A 19,942-nucleotide genomic window follows, 5' to 3' on the forward strand; every position below is an offset into this window, starting at 1 on the left:
AATGAATATGAAGAGTGCGGATCAGTTAATGTCCGATATTCAATTATCGCTTCAGGCGCTCTTTCAACAGATACAGCCTGAAATGCTGGAAAGCATGGAGAAACAAGGTGTCACCCCAGCGCAGCTGTTTGTGCTGGCCAGCCTAAAGAAACACGGCAGCCTCAAAATTTCTGAAATTGCCGAGCGTATGGAGGTAAAGCCAAGCGCGGTGACGCTGATGGCAGATCGCCTTGAACAAAAAAATCTTATCGCCAGAACACACAACACAAAAGACAGGCGAGTGATTGATCTCAGTCTTACTGACGAAGGAGACAGAAAGTTCGAGGAGATTTTGGCAGGCAGAAAGGCCATTATGGCGCGCTATCTTTCCTTTTTGACGGAGGAGGAGATGCTGCAGGCGGCGCATATTACAGCAAAGCTCGCACAAGCAGCAGCAGAAACGGATGAAAGCAAAACATGAAAAGAGGAAACGGATGAAAATGAGTAAAGAAGGCAAACAATCAAAACGAACGTTATTAATAACAGGCTTAATTATTGCCATGTTTTTTTCAGCCCTTGACGGTACCATTGTCGGAACGGCCATGCCGAAAATTGTCGGTGATCTGGGCGGTTTGAGCATGATGACCTGGCTGACAACTGCATATTTGTTAACATCAACAACCATTGTTCCAATTGCCGGTAAACTGGCTGATTTATTGGGACGCCGCATTGTCTATGTATCAGGTTTGATTATTTTTATGGCAGCTTCTGCTTTGTGCGGAATGGCCAACAACATGACAGAATTGATTATCTTCCGTGGACTGCAGGGAATCGGCGGAGGCATCATGATGCCGATGGCGATGATTGTTATCGGTGACTTATTCACAGGAAAACAACGTGCTAAATTCCAAGGTGTCTTTGGCGCAATTTACGGGCTGGCTTCAGTGATTGGGCCGCAAATCGGCGGCTGGATTGTAGACTCGTTAAACTGGAAATGGGTTTTCTATATTAACCTGCCAGTCGGAATTATTGCGGTTATTTTTATTGCCAGAGGATTACAGGGACGCCAGCAGACTGGTCCGATCAACTTCGATATCGCTGGTATTTTCACAATGATTGTCGGTGTGGTCAGCCTCCTGCTCGCCTTAAGCTTTGGCGGAAAAGATTATGCATGGGATTCATGGCAGATTCTTGGGTTGTTCGCTCTCGCACTGATCGGCATTGTCAGCTTTATCATCGTAGAATCAAAAGCAAAAGAGCCAATCCTGCCAATGTATTTATTTAAAAACAGAACATTTACATTTCTAAACTTGATCGGCTTCTTTATGAGTATCGGTATGTTTGGCGCCATTACGTTTGTTCCTTTCTTTATGCAGGGAATTGTCGGTGTAAGTGCGTCTGAATCGGGTACAATTATGACACCGATGATGATTTCTATGATTATCACAAGTATCATCGGCGGACAGCTTGTTTATAAAATTGGGATTAAACCGCAAATCATTACAGGCATGCTGGTTATGGCCGGCGGATTCCTGCTGTTAACGACATTGGATCTCGACACGAGCAAGCTTGTCGCTACATCTTTTATGGCGATTATTGGTCTGGGAATGGGTCTTGTTATGCCGATTCTGACATTGGCTTTACAGGAAAGCTTTTCGAAGGAGGAGCTTGGAGTTGTCACTTCATCCAGCCAATTCTTCCGTTCTATCGGCGGAACATTCGGCATTACCATGCTGGGAGCCGTAATGAATGCGAGATCAGGAAATCTATTAACAGATAAATTGGTACCATATTTAGACTCTCTTCCGGCACAGGCAAGCTCGTTTGCCGCCCAGCTAAAGGGTATGATTGATACAAATCCGCAAGGGCTGCTGCAATCACTGTTCAGTCCGGACGCAGTCAAACAAATCCCTGCGGCTTTCTCATCCCATATTGTGCCGATTTTAAAAACATCGTTGATGGATTCGCTCCACAGCGTGTTTTATACAGGCCTGATCTTTATCGCAGTCGGAGCCGTATTCACCTTGTTCTTAAAACCTATCAAGCTATCAAATAAGAAAACGGAAGACCAACAAGAAAAAGAGAAAGCGGCAAAAGCCGTTGAATCACCTTCCCATTAATAGAGCACCCCGCGGGTATCAATCCGCGGGGTTTTTTATTCAATCATCTGGGCTCTTCCATTTCCGAAAGACCAATCCTCATCCTGATTTCCGGCCAGCATGATAAACACATCTTCTTTTCTTACACCAAGCTCGGAATGAATCCGGCTCGCGATTGAGCGGTAAAGTGCTTTTTTCTGTTCAGTTGTTCTTGACTGTTTCAGTGTAAAATGAATGTATATCAGTTCATCAGTACGCTCGACTTGTAGATAAAATGGATCATAAAAAAATTCGCTTTTTTCATATTGTCTGATGACTTGGAAATAATCATCTTCCGGCACATTGATTTCTTCAATCATCGATTGGTGGATATTCCTGCTCAGTTTTTGAAGCCACGCTTCGCTTCTTCCCGACCGTAAATGAATCTGTACAAATGGCATCTCCCTGCATCCCTTTCTTTACAGCGTCTGTCCGCTGTCAATTGTGATAATTTGGCCTGTGAGTGATTCCTGTTCAATTAGTGAACAAATCAATTTGGCAACATCATCTGGTTCAGCAATACACTGCAGCGGCAAAGAGCCGATCATGCTTTTCATTTTTTCTTCCCGTCCGGCCCACCATCTCGTTGCCACAGCTCCTGGTGCTACACCGCTCACTCTGATTTCAGGCGCTAAGGCGTGGGCCAATGATTTCGTTAAACCGTGCACCGCTGATTTTGATACTGCGTAAGGCATAGATGAGCCGGCACCAGTTATCCCTGCGATGCTGCCGACGTTTACGATCGCCCCGGCCTTGCTTTTCTTCATGAACGGAACCACTGCCCGCGCGCAGAAAAACATCCCTTTCACATTGACGGCATACAGCTCATCCCAGACGTCTTCTGTCGCAGCCTCAAGATCATCCATTGGAATATGCCGTGTAATGCTGGCATTGTTGACTAAAACATCAACCGTGCCGTGTGTGTTCACGATTGCTTGAATCATATCCTGCACGTCGCTGTTTTTGGATACATCTGCTTGGATGGCGAAGGCTTGCCCGCCAGCTTTTTGAATCATTTCCACTGTTTCCTCCGCTTCTGATTGCGAGCGTGAATAATTCACCGCCACAATCGCCCCGCGCTTTGCCAATTCCATACTGGCTGCTTTTCCGATTCCTGTGCCGCCCCCCGTTACGAGAGCTATTTTGTTCAAGACATTCATTGCCGCCACTCCTTGCTGTTGACTAAAGTATATTTCTGATTCCATTGTAATCCAGCTTTGATGTTACGTATAATGATTGTTAAAGATACTAGATATCACTCAGATTGATAGCAAACGAACGGAGGAGTTCAAAATGGAAAGCGGAGATTTACGTGTGTTTCAAATGGTAGCCCGTGAAGGGACCATTACGAAAGCAGCCCTGCAGCTTGGCTATGTACAATCGAATGTCACGGCCAGAATTCAACAATTGGAAGCTGAGCTGGGTACCACACTGTTTTTGCGCCATAATCGGGGCATGACTCTTTCCGCAAGCGGAAAGTTGCTGCTGGACTACGCAAATAAAATTATCGGCCTTCTTGATGAAGCGTCTAAAGCGCTCTCATCCTCCGCAGAACCAAGCGGGCCGCTTATGATCGGCTCCACTCAGACAACAGCCGCGGTAAGGCTTCCAAAGCTCCTGGCATCTTATTATGAAGAACATCCAAACGTCCAGCTGTCTTTAACAACAGGACATACGCAATTTCTCCTTGATAAAGTTCTTCGTTATGAATTGGATGGCGCGTTTATCGGATGCGAATGCCATCATCCTGAGCTCGAATCCTATCCTGCGTTTGAGGAAGAACCAGTAGTTGTTTCGGCTGCCTCCGTGCCCGATCTTGAGGAAGCCATCACAAAGCCGATTCTCGTTTACAGCACAGGCTGTTCGTATCGAGAAACACTTGAAAAATGGCTGCGTTCCGTAGGTGTCACACAGCCGGTCATTATGGAATTTGGAACGCTTGAAGCAATTATCGGCGGGGTTACAGCAGGTCTTGGCATCTCGTTGCTGCCAAGGATGGTTGTGCAGAAACATGAAGCAGAAGGATCAATTCAATTGTACCCGCTGCCTGAAGCTCTCAGCCAGATGAAAACAGAGTTTATTGTTCGAAAAGATTCGTTTATCAGCAGCGCGCTGAGAACCTTTATGGATTCCTTTACGCCAGATAAAACGGCTGAATCACAAAAAAGCAGTCTGCTATAATAAACAGACTGCTTTTTGGCTATTGTTTGTTTCGATGCGCTTCATTTAATTCCTTAATATGCTGAATGATCTCTTTAATGCCCCGCTTTGCGTCGGGGTATGTCGCATTCCAATGCTTAGCGAGCGGAGGCATGCTCTTGGCTATATGCGTGTACAAAATCCATTGCTTCACTTCTTCTTTTAGCTCATCGTTTGTTTCACCAAGCAGAAGCTCAGTATACTTCTCCAGCAATCCATCCAGCTGCTCCTGAAGTTTTTGTTCCATTTTCCATCTTCCTTTCGAAAAAACAGCAAGGAGCTTTCTCAATTGAAAGCTCCTTCGCTGCGTTATTTATCCATGTGATGTGAAAGCCGCTTCCTGGACAATGCATCTGCCCCTGCCATGAGGAATGCAAAGAGGCGTTCCGAAGAGCGGGTCCTGTGTAACCTGACAGTTCATAGAAAACACATTTTGCACAAGATCACAAGTGATGACCTCTTCCGGACGGCCTTCTGCATAAATCCGTTTGTCTTTTATGGCCACAAGATGATGTGCATAGCGGCACGCCAAGTTTAAGTCATGGAGAACCATAACAATCGTCCGGTCTTCCTTTTCATTCAGCTCAAACAGCAAATCAAGAATTTCAATTTGATGCGTCATGTCTAAATACGTCGTCGGCTCGTCTAGAAGGATGATATCCGTTTCCTGGGCAAGCGTCATCGCGATCCAAGCCCGCTGGCGCTGTCCTCCTGACAAAGAATCAACGGCGCGGTCAGCCATGTCCTCAAGCTTTGTTGCTTTAAGCGCTCTCTCAACTGCTTCCTCATCCTCTTTTGACCACTGCTTCAGCCAGTTTTGGTAAGGATATCTTCCTTGCTTCACCAGCTGATGCACCGTCAGCCCATCTGGAGCCGAAGGACCTTGGGGCAGGATTGCGAGCTCTTTTGCGACTTCCTTCGTCGGAAGCTTGGCAATGGCTTTTCCTTCCAGCAGCACTGAACCGCCTCTCGGCTTCATCAGGCGCGCTAATGAACGTAAAAGTGTCGATTTTCCGCAGCCATTGCTGCCAATAAATACGGTAATTTCACCTTTGGGAATTGTTAAATTCAACTCATCAATAATAACGGCATCCCCGTATCCTAAGCTCAGCGTTTCTGTAGAAATTGCACTCATACCCATAACCGCTCCTTTTTGCTGGCTTTTAGCAGCACTATGTATTGCACGTTTTCTATATACATGCTTTTAAGTCAATTGTCATCAATGCAAGTGATTCCGATATTCAGCCATTTGATATGGTCATATATCCCTCATTGTAGCAGAAAACACTGACTTTGAAAATCATTTTCAATTAGTTTTATGGACATAATTGACGTTTATGGGTTTTTTATCACAAGATTACTTCTTGATTTCTCTGATGGAGCCGTCCTTCAGCTTCAATTTTAAATCGATATGATCATAATGACTGTCCAGATTAAATGCTGCCAGCACACTGTGTATCACTTCTGTTTCAGCCATTTGGTCTGTCACGGAAAGCTCGCTCAAAATCATTTTCATCTCATCCAATGCTTCTTCTCCTTCCTGATTGACACCGGAGAGCTTATCCTGTATTTCCGCTTTTTCCTGAGTCCCGTTCTTTGTATAGATTCCTTCATAACGATTATGCTCACCATCCCCGTAGCTCACACGAAGCGAAAAATTGCTGTAGGGAACGGACTTCAGCTGGGTGACGGCTGTATTTTCTCCTTCTGCCTGCTGCTGGTCTTCATTGAGACGGCAGCCTGCAATCAGAACCACTGCGAGACATACAGCCCCGGCTGCTCTGATCAAATGCATATGTTTCCCCCCTGTAGGATTCCATTTATTTTAGGTATATCCAGAGAATGAAATCCTCATTCAGAGAAGAATTGAAAAAGCCGGGGCATTTAACGCCACGGCTTTTTCTTTAAGATTCGGTCATTTGTAAAAAGGTTTCGGCGTCACGCACAGCCAGCTTGATGGCATTCTCCCAGAAATCACGCTTCGTGATGTCAGCGCCCAAATGCTTCATCGCCAAATCCTCCACTGTCATAGAAGCCGTATCTCGCAATAGCTCCATATACTTCTCTTCGAATGCGTTTTTTTCTTCAAGCGCCAGCGCGTAAATGCCAAGAGAAAACAGGTAGCCGAATGTATAAGGGAAATTGTAAAACGGCACCCTCGTGATGTGAAAGTGAAGTTTTGATGCCCAAAAAAGCGGATGATATTCTTCTAACGCATTGCAGTATGCCTCTCTTTGCGCCTCTTCCATCAGCTCATTCAAGCGGCTGGCCGGTACCACTCCCCGCTTTCGTTCCTCGTAGAATCTCGTTTCGAATAGAAATCTTGCGTGAATGTTCATGAAGAACGCAACGCTTCTTTGCACTTTATCCTCCAGAAGAACAAGCTTTTCTTCCCTGGTCTCGGCCTGCTGGACAGTCGCGTCCGCGACTATCATCTCTGCAAACGTTGAAGCTGTTTCTGCAACATTCATGGCGTAGGAACGGTTTAACGGCCTGACGTCGAGCATTGCTTCCTGATGGAACGCGTGCCCGAGTTCATGCGCAAGAGTAGAGACATTTGAGGCGCTGCCCGAAAATGTCATGAAAATCCGGGATTCCCCGCTGTCAGGAAAGCTCGTGCAAAAGCCGCCGACTCTTTTTCCACTCCTGTCTTCCGCCTCAATCCAACCGTCCCGAAACGCTTTTTCAGTGAATGAGGACAGCTTTTTGCCAAACGTTGAAAACTGGCTGGTAATGATATTTGCGGCTTCATCATACGAATAGACCTTTCCGTCAGAACCGATCGGTGCCTCGACATCGTACCAGCTGAGTTTTTCAAGGCCGAGCATGGATGCTTTCCGGTTCAAAAACTGAACGAACGGCTTCTTGTTTTCAGTGATGACCTGCCACATCGTATCAAGTGTTTCTTTTTTCATCCTGTTAATTTGCAGCGGTTCCTTCAGGACATTCTCCCAGCCGCGCGCTTTATAGGTTTCAAGCCGGAATCCCGCCAAATGATTCAGCGTGCTGCTGAAAATATCTTGCTTGCTCTCCCAAGCTTGGCGGAAACGTTCATATACTGTTTTTCTGACAGTACGGTCTTGATGGTCCATCATATTCTCCGCCTGACCGACAGACAATTGCTTGTTTTCACCGTTTTCCTCATAAGGGATCGTCATTTTCCCGACAACCATATTGTATAAGTCACTCCAAGCGTGATATCCGTCCACGGCAAGGTTCCCGATCAGTTTTTCTTTACCGGGGCTAAGCTTTTCGGCAACCCTCTGTCTTCTTTCATTTAATATGTAAGATACATCGCGCAATCCCGGTTTTGTTAATAATTCATTCCACACGTCTTGATCAATGTCCACAAGTTTATGATCTAATGTAACGAGCGACGATTGAAAATCTGCGGAAAGCCGGTTCATGAGTGCCTGATGCTCTATAGCCTTTTGATCATTGATATTCTGGGCCTGGAGGCAAGCAACAAAAGCGCCAGCCTGCTGAAGCTTGACGGATGTCTGTTCGAATAAATCAAGCAACGCGGTCAGCCCTTCAGCCTCTTCAGGCGATTCAGGCACCTGAAACGCATCAGTCCTGTCTTGAAATGCACGCAGACTTTGTGACAGCTTCTCAATATATCCTTTGAATTCTTCTGATTGGCTCCCGCCCTTAAAAAATGAATCAAGATCCCATCTTTGGCCTACCCCTTGCAGCGCCATATCATAAAACCCCTTTCCTTCTTTCGTTCTATTATAGAACAATTCTGAATTGTTGTATAAAAATTTCTTTTACAGACGTCATTTCCTGTTCAGGATTGTACAATAGCTGTAGCAGTTTAATAGGAGGTATAGGATGAATAAAAAAATAGCAATCGTAACGGGAGCCTCCAGCGGCTTCGGTCTGCTGGCAGCTGTAAAGCTTGCCCGATCATTTTTCGTGATAGCCACATCAAGACAGCCTGAAAAAGCGGAACAGCTTCGGGAATTGGCTGCAGCACACAATGTGTCTGATTCTATTCACATTACAGCTCTCGATATCACCGATGAACAATCTATAGTCTCATTCGGAAAAGCCGTTAGTGCTTACGCCCCGATCGATTTACTCGTTAACAACGCCGGAACGGCTTATGGAGGATTTATCGAGGATGTGCCGATGGAACATTTCAGACAACAATTTGAAACGAATGTCTTCGGTGTGATCCATGTGACAAAAACCGTTCTGCCTTACATAAGAAAGCATGGCGGCGCAAAGATTATAAACGTGAGCAGCATCAGCGGACTGACCGGATTCCCAGCGCTGTCGCCATATGTTTCTTCCAAGCATGCATTGGAAGGTTTTTCTGAAAGCCTGCGTATCGAGCTGCTTCCGTTCGGTATCGAAACCGCTTTGATCGAGCCGGGCTCATACAAGACATCGATCTGGTCAACGTCATTATCAAATTTTATGTCGGTGCCTGCTGACGATTCAGCCTATCATCAATACTATAAAAAGATCCTTTCCTATGTTCAAAAAAATGGAGAAGAAAGCGGAGATCCCCAAGAGGTTGCCGACCTCATTTATCAATTGGCAACAAAACAGCACATAAAGAAATTGCGATACCCGATCGGAAAGGGCATCAAGCTCACCCTGCTATTCCGATCGCTTTTTCCTTGGTCTGCGTGGGAGTCTATCCTGAAGAAAAAGCTATTCAAATAACCTAAATTATAATTATTATAATTTAGTATTGATTTTTATTTAGTATATGGTATAATTAAATCAACAGATCACAAGGAGGACGTTATCTTATGAAAACTGAAAATGCAAAAACAAATCAAACATTAGTTGAGAATTCAATGAACACACAATTATCAAACTGGTTTCTTTTATACTCTAAGCTCCACCGTTTCCATTGGTATGTGAAAGGGCCTCATTTCTTTACATTGCACGAGAAATTTGAAGAACTTTATGACCATGCGGCTGAAACAGTCGATACAATCGCTGAGCGCCTGCTGGCGATTGGCGGACAGCCTGTTGCCACAGTGAAAGAATACACTGAGCATGCATCTATCACAGACGGCGGAAACGAAACATCAGCTTCAGAAATGGTACAAGCATTGGTAAACGACTACAAACAAATCAGCAGCGAATCTAAATTCGTGATCGGCCTGGCTGAAGAAAATCAAGACAATGCGACAGCGGACTTGTTTGTCGGATTAATTGAAGAAGTTGAAAAACAAGTGTGGATGCTTTCCTCTTACTTAGGATAAAAAAAGCTGAACCCTATTTTGGGTTCAGCTTTTTGTTTTTTTCTTAGCTTGAACTGCTTTCTGTCTGCTTGGTCAGTGTCGCGTTCAACGTTTTCGTTTTTCCCTTTCGCAGCACTTGGATTGTTGTTTTATCTCCGACTTTTAAGTCTTTGTAAAGGATCTGACGGATATCCGCACTGCTTTCCACGTCTTTACCGTTTAGTTTGACAATGACATCCTCAGATTTAATACCTGCTTTTTCTGCCGGTGAATTTGCTTGAACTTCTTTTACATAAACACCTTTGCCCAATTGATCTCCAAACAGGCCGAGCGTATTTTCCTGATAGGTTTCAGGAACTTGTGACATGTCAATCATCTGCACGCCTAAAAACGGACGGTCCACCTTCCCGTTTTGCAGCAGCTGGTCAACAATCGGCTCGACATCATTGCTTGGGATCGCAAATCCAAGTGATTCCACGCCGCTTTCGCTCACCTTCAAGCTGTTGATGCCGATGACCTGGCCACTTGCATTGATTAATGGGCCTCCGCTGTTCCCCGGATTGATCGCTGCATCGGTTTGCAGCACGTTCATTTCCACCGTCCCTTGTGTTGTATCCACATCAATTGTCCGGTTCAGTCCGCTAATGATGCCTTGTGTCACCGTACCGGAAAACTGCTGTCCGAGCGGGTTACCGATAGCGATTACCTTTTCGCCAGTGCGCAGCTGTGAAGAATCACCAAAGCTCGCCACTTTTTTGACGTTCTTGCTGCTGATTTCCAAAACTGCCAAATCAGTAATGGTATCGCTGCCGACAAGCTTGGCAGTTTCCGTTTCTCCGTTGTATAGCGTAACAGTCAGCTTGTTCGCGCCTTCAACGACATGGTTGTTTGTAATGATATACGCTTTATTGCTGTCTTTTTTGAAAATAACACCTGACCCGGTTCCGCTTTCACTTTCTGAGCTGGAGCCTCCTCCCGTGCCGAATGTGTTATTTTGAGAGGTTTGGATATTTGAGATTCCGACAATCGTAGGCTCTAAATCCTCTACCATATCAGCGATGTTTGATGCGTTCGTTATCGGCGCCGTTGTAAAATTATCAGACTGCACCTGTTTATTTGCGGAAGCGGTTTCGGTCGCCTGATTTTGGTCTGACGGCAGATAAGGCGCGATGCCAAGCATGAGGCCCCCGCCGATAATACCGCCTAAAATCGGGCTCAGCCATGCGGCTCTCCGTTTCTTTTCTTTTTTCACAGCCGTTTCTTGCTTTTCCATTTCTAAAGCAGAAGCCGTTTCCTGCCGTCCCGCTTCATACGACACAGGCGCGTCAAGCAATTCTTGTTCAGAATGTCCAATCAGCTTCTGGTTTTCTGTATTCTGCTGTTCTGTATGTGAAGGTTCAGTTTGATGTTGATCGTTTTGGCCATCACGTCGATAATCCATGTTCTTACACTCCTTTAACGGTTATTCATTTATCGTTACATATTCATCGCATGTACAAGTTCAATTGTCCCAATAATGAGGAGAAAAGCAAAGCACCAAAATAGAATATGTTTGATCATCCTACATCTTCCTCGCTCTTTTTCTCTTCCTTTCTTCCCTTATACATATCATAAACAAACATTGTGGGATAAAAATGAAAAGAATATGTGAAATTATGAAAATTGCCTGCCGTATGTTAAAACTAGTTTATAATGACGTTGAAAGGATGTGAAGAGCCTTGTCATACACCATTTATCTAGTTGAAGATGAGGATAACCTGAATGAACTGCTGACGAAGTATTTAGAGAATGAGGGCTGGAACATTACATCTTTTACGAAAGGTGAAGACGCCAGAAAGAAAATGACACCGTCTCCCCACCTATGGATTCTCGATATCATGCTGCCGGATACCGACGGCTATACATTAATAAAAGAAATCAAGGCGAAAGATCCTGACGTGCCGGTCATTTTTATTTCCGCCCGAGATGCGGATATTGACAGAGTGCTTGGCTTAGAGCTTGGCAGCAATGACTACATTTCAAAGCCGTTTCTGCCGCGGGAGCTGATTATCCGTGTGCAAAAGCTGCTGCAGCTCGTATATAAGGAAGCTCCTCCTGTACAAAAAAATGAAATTGCCGTCTCCTCGTATCGGGTCGCTGAAGACGCCCGCGAGGTCTATGACGAAAACGGGAATATCATCAATTTGACATCGAAGGAATTTGATCTGCTGCTATTATTTATCCATCATAAAGGGCATCCATACTCTCGTGAAGATATCCTCCTAAAAGTGTGGGGGCATGACTACTTCGGAACAGACCGGGTCGTTGATGATCTCGTCCGGAGACTGCGCAGAAAGATGCCTGAATTGAAGGTGGAGACGATTTACGGTTTCGGCTACAGGATGATGTCATCATGAAAAACAAGCCGCTCGCGTTTCAGATATGGGTTGTCATATCCGGTATCCTGTTAGCGATATCGATTTTACTGCTTGTGTTATTTTCAAACACGCTGCGAGATTTTTTCACTAATGAAACGTATACGACGATTGAAAATGAGCAGCATGTTCTGACAGAGTACCGCCTGCCAGGTTCGATTGAAAGGCGCTATTACAGTGAGGAAGCGACGGCGCCGACAACTGTCCGCTCCGTACAGCACGTGCTCCTTCCTGAAAATGAAGAGGCTTCTTCAGACAAGGATTTAAGCATTCTGTCATCTTCATTTATCCACAAGGTGTACAAACTGGCTGATAAGCAGGAAGCTAAAAAGAAACGTTACAGCGCCGACGTCAATGGAGAGAAAGTGTTTTTTGTCATTAAAAAGGGACTTTCCGTCAATGGACAATCAGCGATGATGCTCTCTTACGCGCTTGATTCTTATCGGGACGATTTGGCCTATACCTTGTTCAAACAGCTTCTGTTTATTATAGCTGTCGTCATTTTATTAAGCTGGATTCCGGCTATTTGGCTTGCAAAGTATTTATCAAGGCCTCTTGTATCATTTGAAAAACACGTCAAACGGATTTCTGAACAGGATTGGGATGACCCAGTAAAAGTGGACCGGAAAGATGAAATCGGCAAATTGGGCCATACCATCGAAGAGATGCGCCAAAAGCTTGTGCAAAAGGATGAAACAGAAAGAACTCTATTGCAAAATATCTCTCATGATTTAAAAACGCCGGTCATGGTCATCAGAGGCTATACACAATCAATTAAAGACGGGATTTTTCCTAAAGGAGACCTTGAAAACACTGTAGATGTTATTGAATGCGAAGCTCTTAAGCTGGAGAAAAAAATAAAGGATTTATTATATTTAACGAAGCTGGATTATTTAGCGAAGCAAAAAGTGCAGCACGACATGTTCAGTATTGTGGAAGTGACAGAAGAAGTCATCGAACGATTGAAGTGGGCGCGGAAAGAACTATCGTGGGGAATTGATGTAGAAGAGGATATTTTGATGCCGGGCGATCCGGAGCAATGGAACAAACTCCTCGAAAACATTCTGGAAAATCAAATCCGCTATGCTGAGACAAAAATAGAAATCAGCATGAAACAAGATGATCGAAATATCGTGATCACCATTAAAAATGACGGTCCGCATATTGAAGATGAGATGCTCTCCAGCCTCTATGAGCCTTTTAATAAAGGGAAGAAAGGCGAATTCGGCATTGGTCTAAGCATCGTAAAACGAATTTTAACTCTTCATAAGGCATCTATCTCAATTGAAAATGACAAAACGGGTGTAACATACCGCATAGCAGTGCCAAAATAGACTGTAGATGTTTTGCAGTCTATTTTTTTATGTGAAAGAATAGCCGTTAAAATCTCTGTAATTTGTTTTGAGCGGCTGTTTGCATTGATGAACCCATTTTTTCTCTGACAAGGTCTGCTTCGGATATTTGACTTTCTCCACTTTGATTCCTCTGTTTCGCAAGCGGCTGATCATTTCGTCCAATTCTCTCATTCTAGATTCACCCTTTCGCTTGAGCTTTGACCATTCGGTCATCTCAATTTATAATATAAATAATACATGATAAAAAAACAAGTTACAATAAGGTTAATTTTATAACAGACGGTGTGACTATATGGTCATATCCTAGCAGGCCTCCGGGCTCCGAAAGGGTGGAACCATTGAAGGAAAAAGAAAAACTGATTATTGAAACAGCCTTAAAACTATTTGCCCAAAAAGGATACAACTCAACATCAGTCCAGGAAATCGCAAAAGAATGCAAAATATCTAAAGGCGCTTTTTATATTTATTTTCCTTCGAAAGAAGCGCTTCTTCTCTCTATGCTGAACTACTATTATGATAAAACGTTTACCCGAATTTTAAATATTAAAACGAAGGGCGACAGCCCCAGAACGGCTTACCGTAAACAGCTGACCGTCCTCTATGAAAACATTCTTGAACACAAAGATTTTATCAGTATGCAGTTGAAGGAGGGTTCTCTGCCTTACACAGAAGAAGTGGAGCAATGCGCAAAAAAAATCCGCCAGTCCTCACTTCAATTTCATATCGACAGCCTGCTGAACATCTATGGAAAAAAAGCGGAACCGTACACTGCTGAGCTTTGTTTTTTAATAGAGGGCATCAGCCAGATTTACCTGGAATGCATGATTTTGCTCGAGTACACTGTGAAGCCGTCTCAATTAGCTGATATCATTATGAATCGAATAGATGATATGGTAAAAGGCATGTCTGAACGAAACGATAAGCCTTTCATCACATTGGAAGAGGCGAGTTCTTTATTCGGGCCTCTTACGCACGGACGGCCTGACCCGCTGACTGAATCGATTGTGAAAAGCCTACGTGACAAAATTAACAGCTTAAACACAAACTCCTCTCTTGAATTATCGGAGAGCTTGGACATACTTGAAGCCGAAATGAAGAAAAAAACACCGAAGCTTGTGATCATTAAAGGAATGATTCATAATCTGACGGAGTCTGAAGCTCTCGCCAATGATGCGGAACAGCTTAAATATTTATTAAAACAGCAACATATTTAGAAGAACGGCTGCTTAAAAAGCAGCCGTTCTTTCTTTCTATTATGCCTTTGGTTTTACCATGTCTTCCGGCTTAACCATTTCGTTAAATTGCTCCTCTGTCAGCAATTCAAGCTTCAAAGCTGCTTCTTTGAGCGTCAATCCCTCTTTATGGGCAAGCTTGGCAATTTTCGCCGCGTTTTCATAACCGATATGCGGGTTCAGCGCCGTAACAAGCATTAATGAATTTGACAGGTTTTCCTGAATGGTTTCTTTATTAGGCTCAATACCGACAGCACATTTATCATGGAATGAATTCATGCCGTCACTGAGCAGCTGCACAGATTGCAGGAAGTTGTAAATAATAACAGGCTTAAACACGTTCAGTTCAAAGTTCCCCTGACTCGCCGCAAAGCCGATTGTCGCATCGTTCCCCATGATTTGCGCTGCGATCATTGTTAACGCTTCGCTTTGTGTCGGATTGACTTTACCAGGCATAATGGAGCTTCCCGGCTCATTTTCAGGAATGACGATCTCGCCGATGCCGCAGCGAGGTCCGCTTGCAAGCCATCTGACATCGTTCGCGATTTTCATTAAGTCAGCCGCAAGCGCTTTTAATGCGCCGTGCGCATAAGTGATTTCGTCATGGCTTGTCAGCGCGTGGAATTTATTCGGCGAGCTGCTGAACGTTTGGCCGGTCAGCTTAGTGATCTCTTCTGAGACAAGCTCTCCAAACTCTGGGTGGGCGTTGATACCCGTTCCGACAGCCGTTCCACCAATGGCAAGCGCACGCATTTTATCTGTCGCTTCCAAAATCATTTCCTTCGAACGGTCCAGCATGTGAACCCATCCGCTGATTTCCTGTCCGAGAGTCAGTGGCGTAGCATCCTGAAGATGCGTGCGTCCGATTTTGACAATATCATTGTATGCTTTGGCTTTTTCATCCAGTGTATTGCGAAGCTGATCAAGCGCCGGCACAAGCTGCTCGTAAACAGCCAAAACAGCGGCAACATGCATCGCAGTCGGGAATGTGTCGTTTGAGCTTTGGCTGCGGTTCACGTCATCATTTGGATGAATCGTTTGATCAGAGTTCTTCTCTTTTAATAAAGCAGTCGCACGGTTGGCTACCACTTCGTTCATGTTCATATTGCTTTGTGTGCCGCTTCCGGTCTGCCATACGACAAGCGGGAAGTTGTCATCGTACTTGCCTTTGAGCACATCATCACAAACCGCTGCAATCGCTTCTGCTTTTTCAGCATCCAGATTGCCGAGGCGTTTATTAGCTAGAGCTGTGCTTCGTTTTAATATTGCAAACGCCTTCACAACACGCATCGGCATTTTTTCAGAACCGATCTTAAAGTTCTCCTTGCTTCGCTGTGTTTGGGCGCCCCAAAATTTATCAGCAGGAACTTTTACTTCTCCCATGGTGTCTCGTTCAATTCTGTATTCCATTTATGTATCCCTCCATAACGGTTGCTTCAATAGATCATAATTCGCCAATCACACAAAAAATCCTTTTTATTTTTCGATCTTGGCAGATTTTAATTTTAATTCAAGATATACGCGGGAATCCTTTGAATATTTGTATTTTGGATTCGTCCTTCCGTACTCCTTTGATGTATAAGAGACATCATAATGCTTTTCAAATGATCTAATGAGCTGTTCAATTTCTTCTTGTTTTCCAGCTAGCCTTACCTGTGCCACTTCGTATCCTCCGCTTTCATAAAAAACTTACTCCATGAAATACTCTAACACAGTATATCATTTTTTTAACAGGAAAAGATAACCTCTACTAAGGTTTTGGATAAGAGGTGACCTCATTGGAACAAACAGAGTTTAAGGAATATATACACGATAATTTAGCATTGGTGCTGCCAAAATTAAAAGAAAACGATGACCTGGTGAAAAACAAAAAAATGCTTGCGAACGGACTGGTTTTTTACTATCTCTATTTCAGTGAACTGACTGATGAGAATAAGGTGTCAGAAGCCATTAAAACTTTGATTAAAGATGAGGAGACCTTAACGCTTGACCAGGTCAAAAAACGCCTTGACCAGCTTGACGCAAGACCTGTTGAAACCGCAAAAAAAACGATTGAATCGATTCTCAACGGCAATTGTGCTGTGTTTATCAACGGATTGGATAAAGCCTATATTCTGACCACAGGAAAGAAAAAAACAAGAAGCCTGACAGAGCCGACAACTGAAAAAGTGGTTCGCGGCCCAAAAGTAGCGTTTGTAGAGGATATCGATACAAATCTCGCTCTGATCAGACAAAGAACCTCCCATCCGAAATTGATCACCAAAAAAATCATGATCGGCGAAAACAAGCTGAAGCCCGCAGCCATTATGTACATTGAGGGCAAAGCGAAAAAGTCCGTCATAAAAGAAGTGAAGGCGCGGCTTAAAAATATCCAGCTGGAGGATATCCAGGACAGCGGAACGCTCGAGGAGCTCATTGAAGATAATAAATATTCACCATTTCCGCAGATTCAAAATACGGAAAGACCTGACAAAGTATCTTCAGCCCTGTTTAACGGCCGTGTGGCAATTTTGGTCGACAGTTCACCATTTGTGCTGCTGGTGCCGGTTTCTCTCGGCATCCTGATGCAGTCCCCGGATGACTACTATGAACGCTGGATTTCAGCATCTCTTATCCGGTCGCTGCGGTTTGCTTCTATCTTCATCACCTTGTTTTTGTCATCGATTTATATTGCACTCGTTTCCTTCCATCAAGGGCTGCTGCCGACCGCGCTCGCCGTCACGATTTCGGCAAATAGGGAAAACGTGCCGTTCCCTCCGATATTTGAAGCCCTGCTGATGGAAGTAACCATCGAGCTGCTGAGAGAAGCCGGGCTGCGTCTCCCCAATCCGCTCGGACAGACGATCGGCCTCGTCGGGGGCGTAGTCATCGGACAGGCGGCTGTAGAAGCGAATCTCGTCAGTTCGATTATGGTCATTGTCGTCAGTGTCATTGCCCTGGCATCCTTTACCGTTCCTCAATACGGAATGGGTCTGTCTTTCCGGGTGCTGCGTTTTATTTCGATGTTTTCCGCCGCTATTTTAGGGCTGTACGGGATTATTTTATTTATGCTTGTCGTTTATACGCACTTAACGAGACAAACGAGCTTTGGGTCTCCGTATTTTTCGCCGAATGGATTCTTCAGCCTGAAAAATACGGATGACTCCATTATCCGTCTCCCAATTAAAAACAAACCAAAAGAGGCGAATAATCCAAATGAGCCAAAAACAGACTCCACTAAAACTTAATACCTTTCAAGGTATTTCTATTATTGCAAATACAATGCTTGGGGCCGGACTTTTAACATTGCCGAGAGCGCTGACCACTAAGGCTAATACGCCTGACGGCTGGATCACGCTGATATTAGAGGGTTTCATTTTCATTTTCTTCATTTATTTAAACACGCTCATTCAGAAAAAACATCAATACCCTTCACTCTTTGAATATTTGAAGGAAGGGCTTGGGAAATGGATCGGCAGCATCATCGGCCTTTTGATCTGCTGCTATTTCCTCGGCGTGGCCAGCTTCGAGACCCGGGCGATGGCTGAAATGGTGAAGTTTTTCCTGTTGGAGAGAACGCCAATTCAAGTTATTATTTTAACGTTTATTTGCTGCGGTATTTATTTAATGGTTGGGGGCTTAAGTGATGTGTCGCGGTTGTTTCCCTTTTATTTAACGATAACCATTATTATATTGCTGGTTGTGTTCGGGATCAGTTTTAAAATTTTTGATATCAATAATTTGCGTCCTGTTTTAGGCCAAGGCCTTGGCCCCATTGCAAACTCCCTTACTGTCGTTTCCATCTCTTTTTTAGGAATGGAAGTAATGATGTTTCTTCCTGAACATATGAAGAAAAAGAAATACACGTTCAGGTATGCATCTATAGGATTTTTGATTCCGATTGTTTTATATATCCTGACGTATATTCTCGTTGTCGGAGCTTTGACCGCTCCCGAGGTGAAAACGCTGATTTGGCCGACCATTTCTCTCTTTCAGTCCTTTGAGCTTAAAGGCATATTCATTGAACGATTTGAATCCTTTTTGCTGGTCGTCTGGATTATCCAGTTTTTCACGACTTTTGTCATTTACGGATATTTTGCCGCTAACGGACTAAAGAAGACGTTTGGGTTATCGACTAAAAAAAGTATGGTTATCATCGGCATAACGGTCTTTTATTTTTCTCTCTGGCCGGATGACGCCAATCAAGTCATGATGTACAGCGATTATCTCGGGTACATTTTCGTCTGCCTGTTTCTGCTTCCTTTCATTCTCTTTTTCATTGTAGCTCTCAAAAGGAGGATTACAGCAAAATGAAAATCCGGATTTTATGTATGTTTATATGCACCCTATTGCTGTCAGGATGCTGGGACAGCCAGAATATCGAGGAATTAAGCTTGGTGATCGGAGTAGGCCTAGACAAGCCTGATGATAACAATTTAGAACTGACACAGCAGATTCTCGTGCCGAAAAAAATCAGCTCCAAGGAGGGCTCTTCATCTGACCCGACACAGCTTTCTATCACAAAGGGTGAAACTGTCCATCAAATGATGAGAACTTCTGCATTAAAGCATAATCCTACGTTTTCACAGCATTTGCGTCTCATTCTGCTTTCCAAAAGCGTGATTGCGGATGACATTGGAATGGACGCGATCATTAACCAGTTTGTCAGAGATAACGGAACAAGGAGGAGTTCCTACGTCTTTATCACCAACGGCCGAACTAAGGATATATTTAAAATGAATGATGAAGGCGAGCCCGCATCCAATGTGATTTATGATCTGACAGAGAATAATAAGGTTACGATCAGAATGATGGAGCCTGTTACATTGGGGGAGATCTCAGAACACTTAACCTCTGACGATTCATTCCTCATCCCTCATGTCGGTAAGGAAAACGGCAAGCTCGCGATAAACGGAGCCTCTGTCATAAAAAATAAATTATGGAACCGGGATCTAACACCGATTGAGGTTCAAAATATCAACTTATTTTCAGGTACTGTCGAGGGAGGCGTCATTGACTTGAAGCGCGATGGCCATCTCTTTTCTTATGAAGTATATTCGAGCAATCGGAAGATCAAGACGGCCTACAAGGACGGAAAGTTCAAATTCACCGTCACCCGCAATATTGAAGGTCGTCTATCTGAGGATTGGAATCCCAATGAAGATTCGTTTAAGGATTCATATATCAAAAATATTGAAAAGACAGTCGAAAAACGGGTACACGATACAGTAACAGCATTTATTACAGGGAAACTGCAGAAAGAGATCAAAGCGGACGTCACCGGTCTGGGAAACGAGGTCAGAATTCATTATCCTCAAAAGTGGAAAAAGATTTCAAGAAAATGGGATGAGGATTATTTCAGCAATGCGGAAATAGACTACCGGGTCAATGTGGTTGTCAGAGACTTCGGAACGAAAGGCGCGAACAAATAGCAGCCGC

Annotated in this window: 20 protein-coding genes and 1 pseudogene; 11 read left to right on the forward strand and 10 right to left on the reverse strand. The window is 44.1% G+C overall.

Annotation, left to right across the window (positions count from 1 at the left end):
- The first annotated feature begins 7 nt into the window (after positions 1 to 7).
- Positions 8 to 477 (forward strand): annotated as a pseudogene (mdtR, locus tag CW370_RS09450) (MarR family transcriptional regulator MdtR).
- Positions 474 to 2,099 (forward strand): multidrug efflux MFS transporter MdtP, encoded by a 1,626-nt coding sequence (mdtP, locus tag CW370_RS09455; RefSeq protein WP_015384597.1) that lies wholly within the window; start codon positions 474 to 476, stop codon positions 2,097 to 2,099. The pseudogene mdtR and the gene mdtP overlap by 4 nt, the downstream one beginning before the upstream one ends.
- Before the next feature lie 35 nt (positions 2,100 to 2,134).
- Here the strand turns inward: mdtP and CW370_RS09460 are convergent, their stop codons facing one another.
- Positions 2,135 to 2,518: a tautomerase family protein gene (locus tag CW370_RS09460; RefSeq protein ID WP_024573607.1), complete on the reverse strand. Its 384-nt coding sequence runs from the start codon at positions 2,516 to 2,518 to the stop codon at positions 2,135 to 2,137.
- Positions 2,519 to 2,536: 18 nt separating this feature from the next.
- Positions 2,537 to 3,277 carry an SDR family NAD(P)-dependent oxidoreductase gene (locus tag CW370_RS09465; RefSeq protein WP_029946371.1) on the reverse strand — a complete coding sequence of 247 codons (741 nt, stop codon included), beginning with the start codon at positions 3,275 to 3,277 and terminating at the stop codon, positions 2,537 to 2,539.
- 133 nt (positions 3,278 to 3,410) lie between these two features.
- Between CW370_RS09465 and CW370_RS09470 the strand changes: the two genes are divergently transcribed.
- Positions 3,411 to 4,298, forward strand: coding sequence for a LysR family transcriptional regulator (locus CW370_RS09470; protein WP_029946372.1), 888 nt, complete (start codon positions 3,411 to 3,413; stop codon positions 4,296 to 4,298).
- A gap of 19 nt (positions 4,299 to 4,317) precedes the next feature.
- Here the strand turns inward: CW370_RS09470 and CW370_RS09475 are convergent, their stop codons facing one another.
- The 4 genes from CW370_RS09475 to CW370_RS09490 form a co-directional block, all read right to left on the reverse strand.
- A complete protein-coding gene (locus CW370_RS09475) occupies positions 4,318 to 4,605 on the reverse strand; it encodes a YusU family protein (RefSeq protein WP_080262572.1) in 288 nt (95 codons plus the stop codon).
- A gap of 24 nt (positions 4,606 to 4,629) precedes the next feature.
- Positions 4,630 to 5,457, reverse strand: a complete 828-nt coding sequence (locus CW370_RS09480; RefSeq protein WP_080262571.1) for an ABC transporter ATP-binding protein — start codon at positions 5,455 to 5,457, stop codon at positions 4,630 to 4,632.
- 216 nt (positions 5,458 to 5,673) lie between these two features.
- A complete protein-coding gene (locus CW370_RS09485; protein WP_014665325.1) occupies positions 5,674 to 6,111 on the reverse strand; it encodes a YusW family protein in 438 nt (145 codons plus the stop codon).
- Between the two features lie 109 nt (positions 6,112 to 6,220).
- Positions 6,221 to 8,017: a M3 family oligoendopeptidase gene (locus tag CW370_RS09490; protein WP_024571423.1), complete on the reverse strand. Its 1,797-nt coding sequence runs from the start codon at positions 8,015 to 8,017 to the stop codon at positions 6,221 to 6,223.
- 133 nt (positions 8,018 to 8,150) lie between these two features.
- On the opposite strand from CW370_RS09490, the gene CW370_RS09495 reads away from it, so the two are divergent.
- Together CW370_RS09495 and mrgA are read left to right on the forward strand one after the other, a co-directional pair.
- Positions 8,151 to 8,993: an oxidoreductase gene (locus CW370_RS09495; RefSeq protein WP_024571422.1), complete on the forward strand. Its 843-nt coding sequence runs from the start codon at positions 8,151 to 8,153 to the stop codon at positions 8,991 to 8,993.
- Between the two features lie 89 nt (positions 8,994 to 9,082).
- Positions 9,083 to 9,544: a metalloregulation DNA-binding stress protein MgrA gene (gene mrgA, locus CW370_RS09500; RefSeq protein ID WP_014477938.1), complete on the forward strand. Its 462-nt coding sequence runs from the start codon at positions 9,083 to 9,085 to the stop codon at positions 9,542 to 9,544.
- 43 nt (positions 9,545 to 9,587) lie between these two features.
- Here the strand turns inward: mrgA and htrB are convergent, their stop codons facing one another.
- A complete protein-coding gene (gene htrB / locus CW370_RS09505) occupies positions 9,588 to 10,964 on the reverse strand; it encodes a serine protease Do-like protein HtrB (protein ID WP_015251256.1) in 1,377 nt (458 codons plus the stop codon).
- 277 nt (positions 10,965 to 11,241) lie between these two features.
- On the opposite strand from htrB, the gene cssR reads away from it, so the two are divergent.
- Both cssR and cssS read left to right on the forward strand, forming a co-directional pair.
- Entirely contained in the window at positions 11,242 to 11,919 is a 678-nt protein-coding gene (gene cssR, locus CW370_RS09510) for a secretion stress-responsive two-component system response regulator CssR (protein ID WP_003228529.1), read from the forward strand.
- Entirely contained in the window at positions 11,916 to 13,271 is a 1,356-nt protein-coding gene (cssS, locus tag CW370_RS09515; RefSeq protein WP_024571421.1) for a secretion stress-responsive two-component system sensor histidine kinase CssS, read from the forward strand. Before cssR ends, cssS begins: the two co-directional genes overlap by 4 nt.
- Before the next feature lie 27 nt (positions 13,272 to 13,298).
- Here cssS and spxO read toward each other — a convergent pair whose 3' ends face one another.
- Entirely contained in the window at positions 13,299 to 13,463 is a 165-nt protein-coding gene (gene spxO / locus CW370_RS09520; RefSeq protein ID WP_003221681.1) for an anti-adapter protein SpxO, read from the reverse strand.
- Between the two features lie 167 nt (positions 13,464 to 13,630).
- Here spxO and CW370_RS09525 point away from each other — a divergent pair, with 167 nt between their 5' ends.
- Positions 13,631 to 14,506, forward strand: coding sequence for a TetR/AcrR family transcriptional regulator (locus CW370_RS09525; RefSeq protein WP_024571420.1), 876 nt, complete (start codon positions 13,631 to 13,633; stop codon positions 14,504 to 14,506).
- 39 nt (positions 14,507 to 14,545) lie between these two features.
- Here CW370_RS09525 and fumC read toward each other — a convergent pair whose 3' ends face one another.
- Positions 14,546 to 15,934 (reverse strand): class II fumarate hydratase, encoded by a 1,389-nt coding sequence (gene fumC / locus CW370_RS09530; protein ID WP_003228523.1) that lies wholly within the window; start codon positions 15,932 to 15,934, stop codon positions 14,546 to 14,548.
- Between the two features lie 66 nt (positions 15,935 to 16,000).
- A complete protein-coding gene (locus CW370_RS09535) occupies positions 16,001 to 16,186 on the reverse strand; it encodes a YvzF family protein (RefSeq protein ID WP_003221676.1) in 186 nt (61 codons plus the stop codon).
- A gap of 116 nt (positions 16,187 to 16,302) precedes the next feature.
- Between CW370_RS09535 and gerAA the strand changes: the two genes are divergently transcribed.
- From gerAA to gerAC, 3 genes are read left to right on the forward strand one after another with little or no spacing between them, the layout of a single operon-like run.
- Positions 16,303 to 17,751 (forward strand): spore germination receptor protein GerAA, encoded by a 1,449-nt coding sequence (gene gerAA / locus CW370_RS09540; RefSeq protein ID WP_024571419.1) that lies wholly within the window; start codon positions 16,303 to 16,305, stop codon positions 17,749 to 17,751.
- The gene (gene gerAB, locus CW370_RS09545; RefSeq protein ID WP_024571418.1) at positions 17,720 to 18,817 is read left to right on the forward strand and encodes a spore germination receptor protein GerAB; all 1,098 of its coding nucleotides are present in this window, start codon (positions 17,720 to 17,722) and stop codon (positions 18,815 to 18,817) included. The genes gerAA and gerAB overlap by 32 nt, the downstream gene beginning before the upstream one ends.
- Positions 18,814 to 19,935 (forward strand): spore germination receptor protein GerAC, encoded by a 1,122-nt coding sequence (gene gerAC / locus CW370_RS09550; protein ID WP_024571417.1) that lies wholly within the window; start codon positions 18,814 to 18,816, stop codon positions 19,933 to 19,935. Before gerAB ends, gerAC begins: the two co-directional genes overlap by 4 nt.
- The last annotated feature ends 7 nt before the right edge of the window (positions 19,936 to 19,942 follow it).

The organism is Bacillus sp. SN32 (assembly GCF_002837495.1).
GTDB classification, from domain to species: Bacteria; Bacillota; Bacilli; order Bacillales; family Bacillaceae; genus Bacillus; species Bacillus subtilis.